Raw genomic sequence first — 16,916 nt, 5'->3', positions numbered from 1 at the left:
TGAAGGGAACCGACCGCAGCCAGTCTAGCAGGCAGCACATGGCTGCCGCAAAAACTCATTCCTTGGGCGGCTCGGCGGGGACCGGCGCACTGCCAAGGCCGCTGATGCTGCGCGCCCTGATGCGCGGCTTGAAGGCCCTGCCCAGCTCCGGCGCACGCCGCAGCACCGGGTGCACGATCGGCTCCTTCGCCTTGAAGGCATAGGCTTTGATCAGCGCGAAATAGTTCGGATAGGCATAGCCGTTGTTCATCCGCAGCCATTCCTCACGGCGGTCGCGAAACAGCTTGGGCAGCTTGTACCAGGCTACAGTCGGAGTCTTGTGGTGGACGAAGTGCAAATTGTTGTTGAGGAACAGGAACGACAGCGGCGAGCGCTCGACGATCACCGTGCGACCTTCCGGATGTTCCGACCATTGATGTTCGGCGAAGGTGCGGATCGATATCAGCGATTGACCGAGCCAGACCGGCACCAGGATGTAAAGCCATAGCGGAATGCCGAAGCCGAACTGGACGATGGGCAGCACGATCGCAAGCCCGATCGCATGCAATAGCCATGCTTTACGGATCGCCTTGTCGCCGGCAATCATGTGCCTGGCATCGTCGATGAAGAAGCCGATGCAGGACAGCCAGGGGCCGAGCACGAAACGGCCGGCCATGGTGTTGTTGACCTTGAGCAGGAATTTCATCGTCGGCGGCAATCCGTCGTGCTGCCAGAGCGCCTGATAGTAGCTTTCGGGATCGTCCAGCGGATCGGTCAGCCGCTCGTCGGCGTGATGGCGCAGATGGATGGTCTTGAAGCGGCGGAATGGCCAGACCAGACCGATCGGCAGGAACACGAAAGCCTCGTTGATCCGCGCGTTGCGTGTCGGATGACCGTGCAGCACTTCGTGCATGATCGACGATTGCAGTGCGGCGGAGAAAGCCAGGACGGCGAGCGCCAGGACGGGGTAGAATGGCCAGAGCAGGAAACCGGTGGCGAGCCATGTTGCATAGCAGAAGAAAGCGAGTACCACGGTCGGCCACTCGATGGCCGGTACGCCGTGTCGCCTGATGCTCTTGCTCGTCATGCTATTGACCACTGTCCCTCAGTCGCCGGAGCCCCAATTGGCTCCTGACAACATTGTGTCAGGAGAAATGATTCCACTCAACGAGACAAAGTGCACAAACTGTTGCGATTGCGCATTTTTGACCGCACATGTTATACATTGTAAACAAACTTAGGGATTAATTTACGCCTGAGGCACGTTCACAGAGGCTTCGGCGCAAATTTTTCCTCAATCGGCCTGGAGCCTGGACATGGACAAGCGCGACCTGTCGACGATCTTCCGCGAACGCCTGAAAATGCTCTTGACACGCTCCGACCTCAACCAGTCGGCCTTCGCGACCGCGGTCGGCATCGACCGCTCGGCGCTGTCGCAACTGCTGTCGGGCGCCTCGACCCGCCTGCCCCGCGCGGAGACGCTGCTCAACATCGCCGCCGAGTTCAAGGTGTCACTCGACTGGCTTCTCGGCCTCAGCCAGGACGAGGGTCTCACCGGTGAAATCCGCGAGAGCCTGGAAATCGAGGAGGCACCGGACGGTTTCGATCGCACGCTGCTGGCCAAATGGCATGCCGAGGCGGCCGGCACCAAGATACGCTACGTGCCGGCCGGCATTCCCGACCTTCTGCGCACCGAAGCGCTGGTCGACTACGAAGCCGGCATCACCAACAAGAGCCGCCTCGCCCAGGCCGGCGAAACCCAATACCGCATCGACTACAACAGGCGGCCAGAAACCGACATGGAAGTCTGCATGCCGCGCCATACGCTGGAGATCTTTGCACGCGGGCTGGGTGTCTGGGACCGTTTCCCGGAAGCCGACAGGCGCGCCCAGTTGCTGCACATGGCGACGCTGCTCGACGACCTCTATCCGACCTTCCGGCTGTTTCTTTATGACGGGCGGATGCGCTATTCGATCCCCTACACCATCTTCGGACCCTATCGCGCCGCCATTTATGTCGGCGACATGTATCTGGTGCTCAATGCCACCCAGCCGATCCAGACGCTGATCCAGCATTTCGACAATCTGATCCGCGCCGCCGACATCAATGCACACGAGGCGGCAGGCTTCGCGCACAGACTGGCCGGCATGTCGTTCCCATCGGGTACTGTCTGAGCTTTGGCAATCGAGATCACCGCCGCGCGATGATCCAAGGGGCCGCGTTGGCGACTCCGCCAAAGCTATTTCGTTGACTACACATAAAGACTTCTTTATATCCTTATTCGAATTCGAAACATGAAAGCCAATCCGATGACGACCACCAACCCGATCGATGCGCTGCTGGCTGAAAAGGGCGTGCTGCTGGCCGATGGCGCCACCGGCACCAATCTGTTCGCCATGGGTCTGGAGGCCGGTGAGGCACCCGAGCTGCTCAACGAGACGGCACCCGACACCATCACCAGCCTGCACCAGAATTTCGTCGATGCCGGCGCCGACATCATCCTCACCAACTCCTTCGGCGGCACCCGTCACCGCTTGAAGCTGCATCATGCGCAGGACCGCGTGCACGCGCTGAACAAGCGCGCCGCCGAGCTCGCGCGCGCCGTCGCCGACAAGGCCGGCCGCAAGGTGATCGTCGCCGGCTCGGTCGGCCCCACCGGCGAATTGCTGGTGCCGCTCGGCGCCATGACCTATGACGAGGCGGTCGAGGCCTTCGCAGAGCAGATCGAGGGCCTCAAGGCCGGCGGCGCCGAAGTCGCCTGGATCGAGACCATGTCGGCTCCCGACGAAATCCGCGCCGCCGCCGAAGCCGCCATCCGCGTCGGCCTGCCCTACACCTACACCGGTTCCTTCGACACCGCCGGCCGCACCATGATGGGCCTGCTGCCGAAGGACATCCACGGCGTCACCGATGGCCTGTCGCAGGCGCCGCTCGGCGTCGGTGCCAATTGCGGTGTCGGCGCGTCCGACATCCTGGCCTCGCTGCTCGACATGACCGAGGCGAAGCCGGAGGCGACGGTGATCGTCAAGGGCAATTGCGGCATTCCCGAATTCCGCGGCACCGAGATCCATTATTCCGGCACACCCGAACTGATGGCCGATTATGTGCGCCTCGCTGTCGATGGCGGCGCCAAAATTATCGGCGGCTGCTGCGGCACCTCGTTCCAGCACCTTGCCGCCATGCGCAAGGCGCTTGATGCGCATACCAAGGCGGATCGTCCGACGGTTGAAAAGATCGTCGAGCGCATCGGTCCGATGCGCAACAAGGTGGCGACGGAAAACACCGCCGAGACCAGCGAAGCCCGCCGCGAGCGTCGCCGCAGCCGGGCCTAAGGCAATCGTCTTGGACTATTCGCTGCTGTCGGCGTAGCTCGACTGCGCCGACTTGAAGTCGATGACGTTGTCGCCGCGCATCGTCATCAGTGCGCCCGAAGCACCGGGATCGGTGATCTGTTCCAGCATGATGCGGAAGCGGTCGTTGGTCAGTGCCGACATGGCGGTGTGGCGCGCCTGCGCGACATCGTCGCTGATGCGCCTGGACTCGGCTGATGGTGCTGACGAAGCCGCCGAAGCGTCTCGCGCCGGGGGTATCGAGTTGGCGATAGTCCTGATCTGCAATTCCCGGTCCCTCAAGCCCCGTAGACTCGGCGGTGTAACAAGGAGGGGGTTGCGATCCGGTACCGGAAATGCGGCGCAATTTAACGACCCGGAAAATTCTCAAAAAAAGGCCGGCAAGGGAATGAACCCCTCGCCGGCCTGCCTCACCCGCCCGTTGGCCGGTTTCCCCGTATCAGAACGATCCCATCTGAAGGAAAACGGCCGTCATCACCACTACCGGTTACCGCCCAGCGCCGAGGCAAGGCGCACAAGCGAGAGGAACTCGGACCTGTACCCAAACGGGTCGGCTCCTCGAGCGGCAGTGGCGATCTCCATGATCTTGTCGTAACCGAACTTCGCGGTCGCATCCTCGTCGCGCAGTTTTTGGCCGAAGGCCGCGACCGCGACGGAGAAGCGCTGGTCGGTGCTGGCCTGGTCGAAGGACGAGAGCTCGTTGGCCGAGGTCACCGGCGTGGTGATCAGCTTCGAGACGTCCTCATTGGGCAGCTTGTAGCGGATCTTGACGAAGGCATATTCGTCCGCATTGGCGACGCCGCCATTGTCCACCGACGCCTGGCCATAGCGCAGCGGATCGATCTGTTCGCCGCCGCTGCCCTTCGGCGTGATCTCGTAGATCGCGGTGACCGAGTGGCCCGAGCCGATATCGCCGGCATCGACGCGATCATTGTTGAAATCCTCGCGGTTCAAGGCGCGGGTTTCGTAGCCGATCAGGCGATATTCCGAGACCTTGTTCGGGTTGAACTCGACCTGGATCTTCACGTCCTTGGCGATGGTGAACAGCGTCGAAGAGGCGTCCTCGACCAGCACCTTCTCGGCCTCGGCCAGCGTGTCGATATAGGCCGCGGTGCCGTTGCCGTTCTGCGCGATGGTCTGCATCATCTGGTCGTTCAGATTGCCGCGGCCGAAGCCGAACACCGACAGGAAGACACCGGTCTTGCGCTCCTTTTCGATCAGCCGCTTCAGGTCATCGTCGTCGCTCTGGCCGACGTTGAAGTCGCCGTCGGTGGCAAGCATCACCCGATTGACGCCATCCTTGACGAAAGATTTTTGCGCCAACCTGTAGGCTTCCTTGATGCCCGCCTCGCCGGCCGTGCTGCCGCCAGGCGTCAGATTGTCGATGGCACTGAGAATTTTGTCCTTTTCGGACGCCTTGGTCGGCTCTAGCACTGTGCCGGCGTCACCCGCATAGGTGACGATCGAGATGGTGTCGTCGGCCTTCAGCCTGCTGACCAGCAGCCGGAAAGCCGACTTGAGCAACGGCAGCTTGTCCGGCTCGTCCATCGAGCCCGAGACGTCGATCAGGAAGACCAGATTGGCCTTCGGCTGCTCGGTCGGCTTGACGTCAAAACCCTTGATGGCGACATGCATCAGCCTGGTCTGCGTGTTCCACGGCGTCGGCATGACGCTGACGGTCGAGTTGAATGGCGTCGAAGCCGAGTCCGGCCCCTTCCAGTCGTAGGGGAAGTAGTTGACCATCTCCTCGACGCGCACGGTGTCGGCCTGCGGCAGATAGCCTTGCTTCAGCGAACTGCGCACGAAGGAATAGGAGGCCGTGTCGACGTCGATCGAGAAGGTCGAGACGGGATCCTCGAGTGCTGCATGCACCGGATTGGTCTTGAAATCCTCGACGCGGTCGCGGTTTTCCGGTTGCGGCTGCATCTGGTCGGCCGGCAGGGTCGACGGCTGCTGCGGCGCTATCAGCTTCGACTCGGCCGTCATGCGAGCGACCCCCGAGGTGCCGGGCGCGCTCACTGTGCCATCCAGCGCAAATTCACCCGTCGGCGCCGGTGGTGCAGGCTCTGCCGGCATACCGCGCCCCAGCGCATTCTGCTGTGGAGCGCTACTTGAAATCGCCGATTCCTGCTGTGCCGCGCCGCCAGCAACGGTCGATTCAGATTTCGGCGGCGAGATTGGCGCCACAAGTGCATCGGTCGCATCGCGGTTTTCCACATCCGCGTCGGCCTTTTTGTTCTTCTCAAGCTCGCTGCGAACCGGCTTCGGCTCGGCGGTCGTCGGCTTCACCGTCGCCGGCTTATCGGCCAGCGTCTCGCTGATCTTCTCGTCGCCGCCGAATTTGGGCGGCTGTTCCCTCAGCAGATGGAAGGTGGCGTATCCGGCGATCGGCAGGGCGACGAGCCCGGCAAGGGCCGGCGTGGCAATGAGTTTCTTTTGCATGATTTCGCTCCAGAGCTTTTGTGCTCGCTCTGTAAGACGAAGCCCGCCAACCGATCCTTGGGTGACAGCGGAAATATTTTCCTGATCATAGGCGCGCATGGCGGCCTCAAAGGCACGTGCCTTCGCGCTCTCGCCCGGCACCGGTGCCGCGATGCCGCGCAGTCTCTTGAGTTCGTTATCGTCGACCATGGTCACACTTCCCCGGCCGAGCGCATGAGCGTCTTCAGCCGTTTCTTCGCTTCATGGATGTGCCAGGAAACCGTCGTCTCCGAGATCGCCATCGCCTCGGCGGCGGCCGCGTGGCTCACCCCTTCGCCATAGACCAAAAGCACCGCGTCGCGCTGCTTGTCCGGCAATTGCCGCACCGCCGCCCAAAGCGCCTCGGCCGGATCTTCCGGTTCGACCGGCGCCTCACCCGAGATCAGCGCATGGACGCCGTAGGCCTCGGTCTTGACCGTCTCGCGAGCGGACTTGCGCATCATGTCGCGCGCGGCGTTCATCGTCACGGAGTAGAGCCATGTCGTGAAGGCGCCGCCGCCGCGATAGTCGCGGATCGCCTTGCCCAGCCGGACGCAGACTTCCTGGGCGATGTCTTCGGCATCGGCCTTCCTGCCGCTCCAGCGATAGGCGGCGCGATAGACGAAGTCATAGTGCCTTTCCAGCAATGTGCCGAAGGCCCCCCTGTCTCCGCCCTTCGCCCGCCCGATCAGTTCAGCGTCGGAGGCTTCGCTCTCATCCAGCATCATCGCCATCATTTGCCTGTTGGACGAAGGCTAATGGCTAATCCTTGGGGCAATGGGAAGATTTTTTTGGAAACGGCCGGATCGCGGCCAGCGACCAGGGCTACGAGCTTGGGTTGACGGGTTCCTTAGGAGCCTTCGCCGGCGCGTTGGCTGACGGAGCATTAAATGAAAAACCCGCCTGCGCGACGGGTCACTGGCGCAAATCATCACCATAGATAAATATGTACCATAGCTGACGGCACGGAGTCAAGAAAAAATTCCTATCATGGGACCTGCGACGCTTCCGCTTGACACACACATATCTCGGCGGTTATACGTCAATCAATAGCCACTGGGTTATCAATCCCAAATGACCAACCCCCATGATGTCCTGTTCAGAACGCTCTCCGATCCGACACGTCGGGCGATCTTCGAGCGCCTGTGCCGGCAAGGTGAACAGACCGTCGGCGCCCTGACGGCCCAGTCGGGCGTCTCGCAGCCGGCGGTGTCGAAGCATCTCGGCGTTCTAAGGCAAGCCGGGCTGGTGCGCGACCGCCATGAAGGAAGGCAGACCCACTATAGCGCTCAACTCGCGGCCCTTTCCCCACTGACTGACTGGACGAACCAGATGAACGCATTCTGGCAGAGCCGGTTCGACGACCTCGAAAATTTGCTCAAAAGAATGGACCAATGACCAACATTGCGACCGAAACGCGCTCCGTCATCGTCGAACGTGAGATCCCCTATCCACCGGAGAAGATCTGGCGTGCGCTGACCCAACCGCATCTGATCGAGGAGTGGCTGATGAAAAACAACTTCAAGCCAGTCGTGGACCACCGTTTCAATCTCAGTGCGGACTGGGGCGGCGTCGACTGCCAGGTCCAGACGGTCGAGCCCAACAAAACACTTTCCTATACCTGGGATACCAAGGATCTCGAGAGTGTGGTGACCTGGACGCTGACCGCTACCAGCGCGGGAACTCATCTGCGCATGGAGCAGACCGGCTTCCGCTCGGATCAGCAGCCATATTACCGCGGCGCCACGGTCGGCTGGCAGAGGTTTTTTACTGCCCTGGAGGATGTCCTGGCGCGGCTGGATTGAAAACCCGCCTGCAAGTGGATCGATGATCCGCTTCGGTTCGTTTTAACGGGAGGTCTCATTGGACTGGAACAAGTGGATCCGGCAAATTCATCGCTGGCTGTCGATCATCTTCACGCTGACCGTCGTCGCCAACTTCGCCACCATGGCATTTGGGCAGCCTCCCGCCTGGGTGGTCTACTCGCCGCTTCTGCCGCTCTTCCTGCTGCTGTTCAGTGGCCTGTATATGTTCGTGTTGCCCTATGCCGCCAAGGGACGCGGTGCGCAGCGCGCGGGGTAGGAATGGGCAGAATGGCCAAGACGCAGCGGCAATCGACCAAAGCGGCACCGGTCCTGCTGTCGGGCGGCAACCCGCAAATCGCCAAGGGTGACGGCGACGCCCCGGTGCAGGTGTATATCGCGGCTATGCCGGGCTGGAAGCGCGGCCTGGGCGAGCGCCTCGACGCGCTCATCGCGTGCAACGTGCCTGACGTGCGCAAGGCCGTGCGATGGAACTCGCCATTCTACGGCATCGAGGGCCAGGGCTGGTTCGTGTCGTTTCATGTCTTCACCCACTACGTGAAAGTGACCTTCTTCAGCGGCATGTCACTGCGCCCGATACCGCCCGGCGGCACGGCGAAAAGCAAGGATGTGCGCTGGATCGACATCCGCGAAGACGACCAATTCGACGAGGCGCGGATGGCGGAATGGATCAAGCAGGCGGCTGCGCTGCCCGGCTGGATCCCGTAGCGATCGAATACGACAGAGGAGGAATTGCCATGAAGATCAAACTGACCAGCGTGTATGTGGACAACCAGGAAAACGCACTGCGCTTCTACACCGACGTGCTGGGCTTCGCCAAAAAGGCCGATTTCAGCAACGGACCCTATCGCTGGCTGACCGTCGCCTCGGCGGAAGAACCTGACGGAACCGAGCTGCAGCTCGCGCTCAACGACAACCCGGCCGCCAAGACCTATCAGGAAGCCATCTTCAAGCAGGGCCAACCCGCGGTCATGTTCTTCACCGACGACGTCAAGGGCGACTATGAGCGCATCAAGGCAAAGGGCGGCGCGTTCACCATGCCGCCGACCGAGGTGACCGGCTCGACCATCGCCCAATTGAACGATGGCTGCGGCAACCTCGTTCAGATCACCCAGCTGGCGCGCTGGTAACGGGCGGCGGTTGAAGCAGGGAAGGCACCCCAATGACCCCATCGCAACAGATCGACCAGTTGATCGCCGGCCTGAAAGACTGGCGCGGCAAGACGCTCGCCGGCATCCGCAAGGCCATCCTTGCAGCCGATTCGGACATCGTCGAGGAGTGGAAGTGGATGGGCAGCCCGGTCTGGTGCCTCGACGGGAACATCGTGGTCGGCAACGCCCACAAGGACAAGATAAAACTCACCTTCTCCCATGGCGCCAGCCTGCCCGACCCCGACAAGCTCTTCAATAACGGTTTTGGCGGCAAGGTGTGGCGGGCAATCGACATCCATGAGGGCGATAAGCTCGATAAGGGCGCCTTGAGAGACCTCGTCCATGCCGCCATCGACTACAACCGGGCCAAATCGAAGAAGAAGGCGCCGGCGGCTACTGGGGCGAAGCCACGGGCGTAAATCTAAGCCGCCTGGCCCGCAACCCAGCCCGACGACCACGCCCACTGGAAATTGTAGCCACCCAGCCAGCCCGTGACATCGACGACTTCGCCGATGACGAACAGGCCCGGCACGGATTTCGCCTGCATCGTCTTCTGGTCGAGGCCATTGGTGTCCACACCGCCAAGCGTCACTTCGGCGGTGCGGTAGCCCTCCGAGCCGGCGGGCTTGATGCGCCAGTCATTGACTGCCGCGACAACGGTTTTGATCTGGGCATCGGAAAGATCGGCGAGGTTGCCGTCGATCCCGGTTCGCTCGGCGATCGACTGTGCAAGCCGCTTCGGCAGGTGATTTGCCAGCACCGTCTGCACGGCTTGTCGCCCATTGCCGCGCTTGGCGGTACGAACGAGGTCCGCCACATCCAGCCCCGGCAGCATGGCGATGCGGATCTCATCGCCCTCGCGCCAATAGGACGATATCTGCAGGATGGACGGTCCGCTGATGCCGCGATGCGTGAACAGCATCGCTTCGGAGAACTGCGTCTTGCCGCAGGCGACTTCCGCGTCGACGGCGTTGCCGGCCAGGGGCGCCAACCGCTCCAGCGTGTTGGCATCGAAGGTCAGCGGCACCAGCGCCGGCCGCGTTTCGGCAATGGCAAGGCCGAACCGTTCGGCAAGCTCGTAGCCGAAGCCGGTCGCCCCCATCTTGGGGATCGACTTGCCGCCGCAGGCCACGACCAGGGATTGGCAAGTGACGGTGCCCGTGGAGAGGGCGAGCACAAACCCATCAACGGTTTTGCGGACATCCTCAACCCTAGTCGACAGTACCAGCTCCACGCCCCTGCCCTGCATTTCCGAGACCAGCATGTCGATGATCTGGCGTGCGGAGCCGTCGCAGAACAGCTGCCCAAGCGTCTTCTCGTGATAGGCGATGCGGTGGCGTTCGACGAGGGCGATGAAATCGCGCTGCGTGTAGCGGCTGAGTGCCGAAATGCAGAAATGCGGATTGCCCGAGAGAAAATTCTTCGGGCTGGCATGGATGTTGGTGAAGTTGCACCGGCCGCCGCCGGAGATGCGGATCTTCTCGCCAGGCGCCGCCGCATGATCGAGGATCAGCACCGAACGGCCGCGCTTGGCCGCCTCCACGGCGCACATCATTCCGGCTGCACCGGCGCCGACGATCACGACATCATGGGATTGCATCAGGCTGTTCGTTCCCGCTCGACCGGCTCATCTGGGGCCGCGCCATTTGTTCCGCCTGATACCACTTTGGCCCGACAGTTCTCTAGCAATCCCGTCCCAGCAGCTTGGTGATCTGGGGGGTGACGATTGTGGTGAACAGTCCGGGATCGCCGAAAGCCCTCGCAGAAAGCATTGCCCCGTGAACCGATGCCATCAGCATCTGGGCCTCCTCCTCCGGTCGGTTGTTCAATCGGAACAAGCCCTGCTCTACTCCGGCCCGCAACACCGATGTAAGCCATCCCGCGAGACTATGGAAATGGGCACGAACGCGCGATGCGACCTCTTCCGGCAGCATCTGCATCTCGCCAGCGAGCATCGCACAGACGCAAAAGGATGGCGAAGCATCGCGAATGCATGTCCGCCAGTAATTCAGGTAGGACTGCAATTGTTCGGCAGGGCTTGAGAATTGTCCTCGGAGAGAGTCCAAACCCGTTTCGGCCTGCTGCCTGTAGCGATCCACCAGCACCGAGACCAGCTCGGCCTTCGTCGGGAAGTGATGGTGGATGCTCGCCTTCCTGATGCCGATCGCAGCCGAGATATCGGCATAGCTGAACCCGTTATAGCCTCCCGCGACGATCAGGGACTGCGCGACGTCGAGAATTTTTTCCGAAGTCGAAGTCATTGATTTCATGTCGCCGCCTACCTTCTGGTAGGCAAATTGTCAAGGCTGTGCATCGTTCCTGCTTCTCACAGAGAGGTGTTCGGGCTTCGGGTTGACTTAGAATCCCCACCTTCCTACTGATAGGTAGGCAACAACAAGGAACCTGCCAATGCAAAGCCAATCGTCGAACCCGTCCAGCTGGCTGCGATCCTATTATTTCGGACGCGCCATATTTTCTATCGCCTGGGTTGCTGCCGCCATCCTCTTCGGCGGGCAACCTGGCCCCACCGCCCTTCTGCTCGTGATCTATCCGGCATGGGACGCCCTCGCCAATCTGGTTGACCTCAGGGTAAATGGCGGCCTGAGAGCCAACTCGTCCCAGGCATTGAATGTCGTGGTCAGCACGCTGACGGCGCTCGCCGTCACCGTGGCGGTCAGCAACAGCATGTATGCCGTTCTGGCCGTGTTTGGGGTTTGGGCGATCCTCTCTGGTCTGCTGCAGCTGATTACGGGAGCAAGGCGCTGGCGCTACCATGGCGCGCAATGGCCGATGATCCTCAGTGGCGCGCAATCGGCCCTCGCCGGTGGCTTCATGATCAGCCTATCCCTCGGCATGGTTGCGCCGACGATTCTGGACATCGCCCCCTATGCTGGGTTCGGCGCGTTCTACTTTCTGCTTTCCGCTATTTGGCTTGTCGTCGCAGCCTATCGCAAGGCAGACGCATAGTTAGGCGCAGCCTGGTGCGACGGCGGCAGGAGAAAGTCATCTGCCGCCGTCGAGACCTGTGTGCGACATCTGACCTTAGATCAGCGTCTCGGCAAACAGCGTCGTCAGCCGCTTCCAATGGCGTTCGGCACCCGCGGCATCGAAAACGCTATGGTCCGGAACGCACCAACCATGCGCCATTCCGGCATAGTTCTCGATGACATGGTCGACTTCCGCGGCCCTGAGCGCCTCGGCCAGTCGTGCCGATTGTTCCGGCGGGAAACTCCTGTCGACGCCGGATGTGCCGACATAGACACGCGCCTTGATGGAGGCTGCCTTGCGATGCGGGCTGTCGGCGGCATCGCTGGCCAGATTGCCGCCATGGAAGCTTGCCGCCGCCCTTATCCTGTCGGGATAGGTTGCAGCCGCGTTCAGCGCCCGGCCGCCGCCCATGCAATAGCCGACCGTGCCGATCGGCCCTGTGATGCCTTCCGCCGCAAGCGCGTCGAGGAATGCGCCGCTGTCGCTGATGGTCATGTCCTGCGAGGTGCCGGTGACCAGCGCCACCAGCGCCGTCTTGGTCTTTTCCTCGGCGAAGGCGGTCTTGGCCTCGAACGGCCCGTAGGGTGCATTGCGGTAGAACAGGTCCGGCACCAGCACCGCATAACCTTCATTCGCCAGCCGCTCGGCCATGCTGTCGAGCGCCGGCCGCGGACCGAAAGCGTCCTGATAGAGAATGACGCCGGCCTTTGCCGGAGATACGTTTGCGGAGCGGAAAAGCCCTGCTCTGGCAACGCCGTCCCTGGTCTTGATCTGAAGGTCCTGTTTCGTCATCGACTGCTCCGTTCGTTTGATGCGCGATAGATATCCGCGCGAGCCGCCAGGGCAAGGCGTTGCCCGAGCGTGGCAGTCAACATTTCGTTCAGGATTGCGTGAGGACTTACAGGCCCGCGAATGCTGCCATGTGAAACGCCTGCACCTCCGGCGGATAGCGATAGTCGGTGCCATAGGGACGGGCGTTGCGGTCGAGGCAACCGCCGCTCCGGCACGGTTCGCCATCCGCCCCTCGCACATGCGCCAGGCAGGATTGATAGGCGAATCCCTGCGCGGAATAGGCGTCGACCGGACAGGATTTCAGGCAGGGTTTCTCGATACAGGCGTCGCAAAGGTGGATTGTCTCGCCCTGCTCCGGAAGCGCGATTTCGTCCTCGAACAGCAGGGCACCGCGATAGGCATGCCAGAGCCCGTATCGCGGATGCATGAGGATGCCGAGCGGCGACGGCCTCAGCCCCTCCGCCCGCATTGCCCATTGCTGGAACGGTAGATACGGCTTGTCGGAAGGCGAAACGGCCCGCGCCCCGAATGTCTCCGCCACGGCACCGATCACTTCGCGGGACCAGGTGTCGAGCGGATTGGCGATGGTCCCCAATTGCTTCTCCCACCAGCGCAGGAAATGCGGCCAGGACCCGGCACCCGCCTGCCCCACCAGCAGGACAGATCTGGCCGAAGCGCCCGTTGTCGGCGCTTCATCTGGTGCAAAATTGAAACCGCCACGAAGAATAAGACCGTGGGCGAGAAGCACCGCGGCAATGCGGTCAACGCGGCCGGCAGGCGCAATCATTCCTTATCGACCGGATCGGAGAACGCGCTCCGCCAGACTTCCTTGTGGATGATGTTGGCGACTTTAGCCCCGCCTGACTCGGGCTCCTTTCAAGTGAAGGCGTCGGGCATCGACCCCTTCTTCTTGGCGATGAAGTCTTTCAAGGCCTCGTCGATGCTCGGATCGAGATGCGGCGCCTCGTAGCTTTCCAGCCAGCGGCGTGCGAGTTCGTTGGCACGCTGCGGCGCGGTCTTCTCGCCTTCGGCCAGCCACTGCTCGTAGGAATTGTTGTCGGCGATGTTGGAGCGGTAGAAGGCGGTCTGGAAGTTGGCCTGGGTGTGGTCGCAGCCGAGATAGTGGCTGCCCGGGCCAACCTGGCGGATGGCATCCATCGCCTGGCCGTTTTCCGACAGGTCGACGCCTTCGGAGAATTTTTGGGTCATGCCGAGCTGGTCGATGTCCATCATGAACTTTTCGTAGCAGGAGGCGAGCCCGCCCTCGAGCCAGCCGGCCGAATGCAGCACGAAATTGGTGCCGGCCAGGATGGTCGAGTTCAGCGTGTTGGCGCTCTCATAGGCCGCTTGCGCATCCGGAACCTTGGACGCGCAGAGCGAGCCGCCGGTGCGGAACGGCAGGCCGAGCCGGCGCGCCAGCTGTGCGGCACCGTAGGAAACCAGCGAGGGTTCCGGCGTGCCGAAGGTCGGCGCGCCCGACTGCATCGAGATCGATGAGGCGAAGGTGCCGAACAGCACCGGCGCGCCAGGCCGGATCAGCTGCGTGAACGACGCACCGGCCAGCACCTCGGCCAAAACCTGCGTCAGCGTGCCGGCGACCGTCACCGGGCTCATCGCACCGGCAAGGATGAACGGCGTGACGATGCAGGCCTGGTTGTGGCGCGCATAGACTTTCAGCGCACCGAGCATGGTCTCGTCGAACACCATCGGCGAGTTGGCGTTGATCAGGCTGGTCAGCACCGTGTTGTTCTCGACGAAATCGTCGCCGAACACGATCTTGGCCATGGCGACGGTGTCTTCGGCGCGCTCCGGCGCGGTCACCGAACCCATGAACGGCTTGTCGGAATATTTGATGTGGCTGTAGATCATGTCGAGGTGGCGTTTGTTGACCGGCACATCGACCGGCTCGCATACCGTGCCGCCCGAATGGTGGATCGACGGCGCCATATAGGCGAGCTTTACGAAATTCTGGAAATCCTCGATCGTCGCATACCGCCTGACACCGTCGAGGTCACGCACGAAGGGCGGGCCATAGACCGGCGCGAACACGGTGGCATTGCCGCCGATCTGCACCGAGCGCTCGGAATTGCGGGCGTGCTGGGTGTAGACGGACGGGGCGGTCTTGAGCAGCGAACGGCAAAGCCCCTTCGGAAAGTGCACGCGCTCGCCCTTGACGTCGGCGCCGGCTTCTTTCCACAATTGCAGCGCTTCGGCGTCATCACGGAAGATGATACCGATTTCCTCGAGCACCGTGTCGGTGTTCTTCTCGATCAGCGCCAGGCCTTCTTCGTCCAGCACCTCATAAACATTGATCTTGCGCTTGATGTAGGTGAGCTGCGTGCCCGGACCGCCGCCCGAACGTGCTGCCCGCCGGGCAGCAGCCCCGCCGCTGGCGCCGCGCCCACGTCGCGCGTTTGACGCTTCCTGATCGACTGCCGCGTGTTCGCTCATGGTGGTTCTTCCCTGAATCTGTTCTTGTCTGGAATCCGTAGCGGCTGCCTCTCACCGCTTCTCGCCAGATCGTAGCCACGCACCCTATTCGAAACGGCCCGCCAGCGCCAATGCCTGTCGCAAAATCGACAAGAATTCCAAGAGAGTTACGGTCGCTTTCCTTTTGCGGGAAGTCGCAAATCAGCTATGGATACATGCCCTCAGCGGGTTAGGTATGAACGCGAATATTGTGTGCTTTGCGACATGGTCGCGATGCCGGCAGGAGCTCGATACAAATGTCCGACGACGAGATCATCCTTTCCGAACTTTCCGACGACGAGTTGGTGCAGCAGATGCACGACGACCTCTATGACGGGCTGAAGGAAGAAATCGAGGAAGGCACCAACATCCTGCTCGAGCGCGGCTGGGTACCCTACAAGGTGCTCACCGAGGCGCTGGTCGAAGGCATGCGCATCGTCGGCGAGGATTTCCGCGACGGCATCCTGTTCGTTCCCGAAGTGCTGTTGTCCGCCAACGCCATGAAGGCCGGCATGTTCATCCTGCGCCCGCTGCTCGCCGCCACCGGCGCGCCGAAGCAGGGCAAGATGGTGATCGGCACCGTCAAGGGCGACATCCACGACATCGGCAAGAACCTCGTCGGCATGATGATGGAGGGTGCCGGCTTCGATGTCATCGACCTCGGCATCAACAATGCGGTCGAGAAATATCTCGATGCGATCGAACAGCACCAGCCCGACATCATCGGCATGTCGGCACTGCTGACCACGACCATGCCCTACATGAAGGTCGTCATCGACACGATGAAGGAAAAGGGTATCCGCGACGACTATGTCGTGCTGGTCGGCGGCGCGCCGCTGAACGAGGAATTCGGCAAGGCCGTCGGCGCCGACGCCTATTGCCGCGACGCCGCGGTGGCGGTCGAGACCGCCAAGGACTTCATGAAGCGCAAGCACAATGTGCGCGCTTCGGCCTGATTGGCCAATCCTGCAAGGACAACAGGAAAAGCCGCGCCTTGTAGCGCGGCTTTTTTGTTCCCAGATGATGAAGGTGGCTGCGCGCGGATCAGGGCTTGGTGACGGTGTCCTCGACCGCCTTGGCCGTCGATTTGACGTCCCTGCCGACGCCACGGACGGTGTTCGCGCAAGCCGCAAGGGCCAAGGCGCAGGCCAGGATGGCAATCGGCGTGATGCGTAGCAGTTTCATGAACGGTGTCTCCCTCAATAGATAAATTAGCGCCACAGCAACGAAGGCCGGCTCGACGGGTTCCATGGCCAAGACGCAAAAAACGAAACCGAATCAAGACGACAGGCTGCTCGTCATCGCCTGTGGGATGATTGCGCGCGAAGTTCTGGCCGTCAAGGAACAGCTCGGACTGGATCACCTCGACCTGACCTGCCTGCCGGCGGAATTCCATTTCTATCCGGATCGCATCGCACCGGCCATGGACAAGGCGATCGAAAACGCCAAGGCGGAAGGTTATACCAACATCTTCGTCGGCTATGCCGATTGCGGCACTGGCGGACTGCTCGATCGTATCTGCGAGAAGCATGGCGTCGAGCGTATGGTCGGCCCGCACTGCTTCGCCTTCTATCAAGGCATGGAGGCCTACGCGAAAATCGCCGACGATGACATGATGTCGTTCTACATGACCGACTTCCTGTGCCGGCAGTTCGACGCCTTCTTCATGAAGCCGCTCGGCCTCGACAAGCACCCGGAGCTGATCAAGGACTATTTCGGCAACTACGAGAAGCTGATCTACCTCGCCCAGACCAACGATCCGGAACTCGACAAGGTCGCCGAAAAGGCCGCGAAAATGCTCGGTCTCGTCTATGAACGCCGCGCGACGGGCTATGGCGACCTGACGGCCGGAATGGCGCACGCGGCAAAGGTCGTGAGCGGTCCTACTTGAATTTCCACCTCGG

General features: G+C 61.8%; 21 protein-coding genes. 11 read left to right on the top strand and 10 right to left on the bottom strand.

Annotated elements, in window-relative coordinates; translation table 11 throughout:
- Nucleotides 1-55: 55 nt before the first annotated feature.
- The gene (locus ACSQ3L_RS17205; protein WP_436161040.1) at nucleotides 56-1,066 is read right to left on the bottom strand and encodes a fatty acid desaturase; all 1,011 of its coding nucleotides are present in this window, start codon (nucleotides 1,064-1,066) and stop codon (nucleotides 56-58) included.
- A gap of 229 nt (nucleotides 1,067-1,295) precedes the next feature.
- On the opposite strand from ACSQ3L_RS17205, the gene ACSQ3L_RS17200 reads away from it, so the two are divergent.
- Together ACSQ3L_RS17200 and bmt are read left to right on the top strand one after the other, a co-directional pair.
- Nucleotides 1,296-2,153, top strand: a complete 858-nt coding sequence (locus tag ACSQ3L_RS17200) for a helix-turn-helix domain-containing protein (RefSeq protein WP_292336579.1) — start codon at nucleotides 1,296-1,298, stop codon at nucleotides 2,151-2,153.
- A 135-nt stretch (nucleotides 2,154-2,288) separates the two neighbouring features.
- Nucleotides 2,289-3,311 (top strand): betaine--homocysteine S-methyltransferase, encoded by a 1,023-nt coding sequence (bmt, locus tag ACSQ3L_RS17195; protein ID WP_436163467.1) that lies wholly within the window; start codon nucleotides 2,289-2,291, stop codon nucleotides 3,309-3,311.
- Nucleotides 3,312-3,326: 15 nt separating this feature from the next.
- Here bmt and ACSQ3L_RS17190 read toward each other — a convergent pair whose 3' ends face one another.
- The 3 genes from ACSQ3L_RS17190 to ACSQ3L_RS17180 form a co-directional block, all read right to left on the bottom strand.
- Nucleotides 3,327-3,596 (bottom strand): hypothetical protein, encoded by a 270-nt coding sequence (locus tag ACSQ3L_RS17190; RefSeq protein ID WP_436161039.1) that lies wholly within the window; start codon nucleotides 3,594-3,596, stop codon nucleotides 3,327-3,329.
- A 213-nt stretch (nucleotides 3,597-3,809) separates the two neighbouring features.
- Nucleotides 3,810-5,960, bottom strand: a complete 2,151-nt coding sequence (locus ACSQ3L_RS17185) for a vWA domain-containing protein (RefSeq protein WP_436161038.1) — start codon at nucleotides 5,958-5,960, stop codon at nucleotides 3,810-3,812.
- 2 nt (nucleotides 5,961-5,962) lie between these two features.
- Entirely contained in the window at nucleotides 5,963-6,523 is a 561-nt protein-coding gene (locus ACSQ3L_RS17180) for an RNA polymerase sigma factor (protein WP_436161037.1), read from the bottom strand.
- A 340-nt stretch (nucleotides 6,524-6,863) separates the two neighbouring features.
- On the opposite strand from ACSQ3L_RS17180, the gene ACSQ3L_RS17175 reads away from it, so the two are divergent.
- Genes ACSQ3L_RS17175 through ACSQ3L_RS17150 form a run of 6 tightly spaced genes read left to right on the top strand, consistent with a single transcriptional unit; the run spans nucleotide 6,864 to nucleotide 9,182 of the window.
- Complete coding sequence (locus ACSQ3L_RS17175; protein ID WP_436161036.1) at nucleotides 6,864-7,187, top strand: ArsR/SmtB family transcription factor; 324 nt, start codon at nucleotides 6,864-6,866, stop codon at nucleotides 7,185-7,187.
- A complete protein-coding gene (locus tag ACSQ3L_RS17170) occupies nucleotides 7,184-7,594 on the top strand; it encodes an SRPBCC family protein (RefSeq protein ID WP_436161035.1) in 411 nt (136 codons plus the stop codon). Before ACSQ3L_RS17175 ends, ACSQ3L_RS17170 begins: the two co-directional genes overlap by 4 nt.
- 58 nt (nucleotides 7,595-7,652) lie before the next feature.
- On the top strand, nucleotides 7,653-7,871 hold the full coding sequence (locus tag ACSQ3L_RS17165) for a hypothetical protein (protein WP_436161034.1): 219 nt from the start codon (nucleotides 7,653-7,655) through the stop codon (nucleotides 7,869-7,871).
- An 11-nt stretch (nucleotides 7,872-7,882) separates the two neighbouring features.
- On the top strand, nucleotides 7,883-8,320 hold the full coding sequence (locus tag ACSQ3L_RS17160) for a DUF1801 domain-containing protein (RefSeq protein WP_436161033.1): 438 nt from the start codon (nucleotides 7,883-7,885) through the stop codon (nucleotides 8,318-8,320).
- Between the two features lie 29 nt (nucleotides 8,321-8,349).
- Complete coding sequence (locus ACSQ3L_RS17155; protein ID WP_436161032.1) at nucleotides 8,350-8,742, top strand: VOC family protein; 393 nt, start codon at nucleotides 8,350-8,352, stop codon at nucleotides 8,740-8,742.
- Nucleotides 8,743-8,774: 32 nt separating this feature from the next.
- Nucleotides 8,775-9,182, top strand: a complete 408-nt coding sequence (locus ACSQ3L_RS17150) for a DUF1801 domain-containing protein (protein ID WP_436161031.1) — start codon at nucleotides 8,775-8,777, stop codon at nucleotides 9,180-9,182.
- A gap of 2 nt (nucleotides 9,183-9,184) precedes the next feature.
- On the opposite strand, the gene ACSQ3L_RS17145 is transcribed toward ACSQ3L_RS17150, so the two are convergent.
- Together ACSQ3L_RS17145 and ACSQ3L_RS17140 are read right to left on the bottom strand one after the other, a co-directional pair.
- A complete protein-coding gene (locus tag ACSQ3L_RS17145; protein WP_436161030.1) occupies nucleotides 9,185-10,363 on the bottom strand; it encodes an NAD(P)/FAD-dependent oxidoreductase in 1,179 nt (392 codons plus the stop codon).
- Between the two features lie 82 nt (nucleotides 10,364-10,445).
- Nucleotides 10,446-11,033 (bottom strand): TetR/AcrR family transcriptional regulator, encoded by a 588-nt coding sequence (locus tag ACSQ3L_RS17140; protein WP_436161029.1) that lies wholly within the window; start codon nucleotides 11,031-11,033, stop codon nucleotides 10,446-10,448.
- A 139-nt stretch (nucleotides 11,034-11,172) separates the two neighbouring features.
- Between ACSQ3L_RS17140 and ACSQ3L_RS17135 the strand changes: the two genes are divergently transcribed.
- The gene (locus ACSQ3L_RS17135) at nucleotides 11,173-11,730 is read left to right on the top strand and encodes a DUF308 domain-containing protein (protein ID WP_436161028.1); all 558 of its coding nucleotides are present in this window, start codon (nucleotides 11,173-11,175) and stop codon (nucleotides 11,728-11,730) included.
- A gap of 75 nt (nucleotides 11,731-11,805) precedes the next feature.
- Here the strand turns inward: ACSQ3L_RS17135 and ACSQ3L_RS17130 are convergent, their stop codons facing one another.
- The 3 genes from ACSQ3L_RS17130 to ACSQ3L_RS17120 form a co-directional block, all read right to left on the bottom strand.
- Nucleotides 11,806-12,543: a dienelactone hydrolase family protein gene (locus ACSQ3L_RS17130; protein WP_436161027.1), complete on the bottom strand. Its 738-nt coding sequence runs from the start codon at nucleotides 12,541-12,543 to the stop codon at nucleotides 11,806-11,808.
- Between the two features lie 106 nt (nucleotides 12,544-12,649).
- A complete protein-coding gene (locus ACSQ3L_RS17125) occupies nucleotides 12,650-13,330 on the bottom strand; it encodes a hypothetical protein (protein WP_436161026.1) in 681 nt (226 codons plus the stop codon).
- A gap of 89 nt (nucleotides 13,331-13,419) precedes the next feature.
- Complete coding sequence (locus ACSQ3L_RS17120; protein ID WP_024501311.1) at nucleotides 13,420-14,994, bottom strand: trimethylamine methyltransferase family protein; 1,575 nt, start codon at nucleotides 14,992-14,994, stop codon at nucleotides 13,420-13,422.
- Between the two features lie 275 nt (nucleotides 14,995-15,269).
- On the opposite strand from ACSQ3L_RS17120, the gene ACSQ3L_RS17115 reads away from it, so the two are divergent.
- Nucleotides 15,270-15,968, top strand: a complete 699-nt coding sequence (locus tag ACSQ3L_RS17115) for a corrinoid protein (RefSeq protein WP_027029468.1) — start codon at nucleotides 15,270-15,272, stop codon at nucleotides 15,966-15,968.
- 88 nt (nucleotides 15,969-16,056) lie between these two features.
- Here ACSQ3L_RS17115 and ACSQ3L_RS17110 read toward each other — a convergent pair whose 3' ends face one another.
- Entirely contained in the window at nucleotides 16,057-16,197 is a 141-nt protein-coding gene (locus ACSQ3L_RS17110; RefSeq protein WP_013531174.1) for an entericidin A/B family lipoprotein, read from the bottom strand.
- A gap of 64 nt (nucleotides 16,198-16,261) precedes the next feature.
- Between ACSQ3L_RS17110 and ACSQ3L_RS17105 the strand changes: the two genes are divergently transcribed.
- A complete protein-coding gene (locus ACSQ3L_RS17105; protein ID WP_436161025.1) occupies nucleotides 16,262-16,903 on the top strand; it encodes a DUF1638 domain-containing protein in 642 nt (213 codons plus the stop codon).
- Nucleotides 16,904-16,916 lie beyond the last annotated feature (13 nt).

The sequence above is a fragment of the Mesorhizobium sp. LjRoot246 genome (assembly GCF_964254115.1).
In the GTDB taxonomy this organism is placed as follows: domain Bacteria; phylum Pseudomonadota; class Alphaproteobacteria; order Rhizobiales; family Rhizobiaceae; genus Mesorhizobium.
The sequence above is the reverse complement of the archived record's forward strand: the minus strand, read 5'-3'. Positions and strand labels throughout refer to the sequence as shown.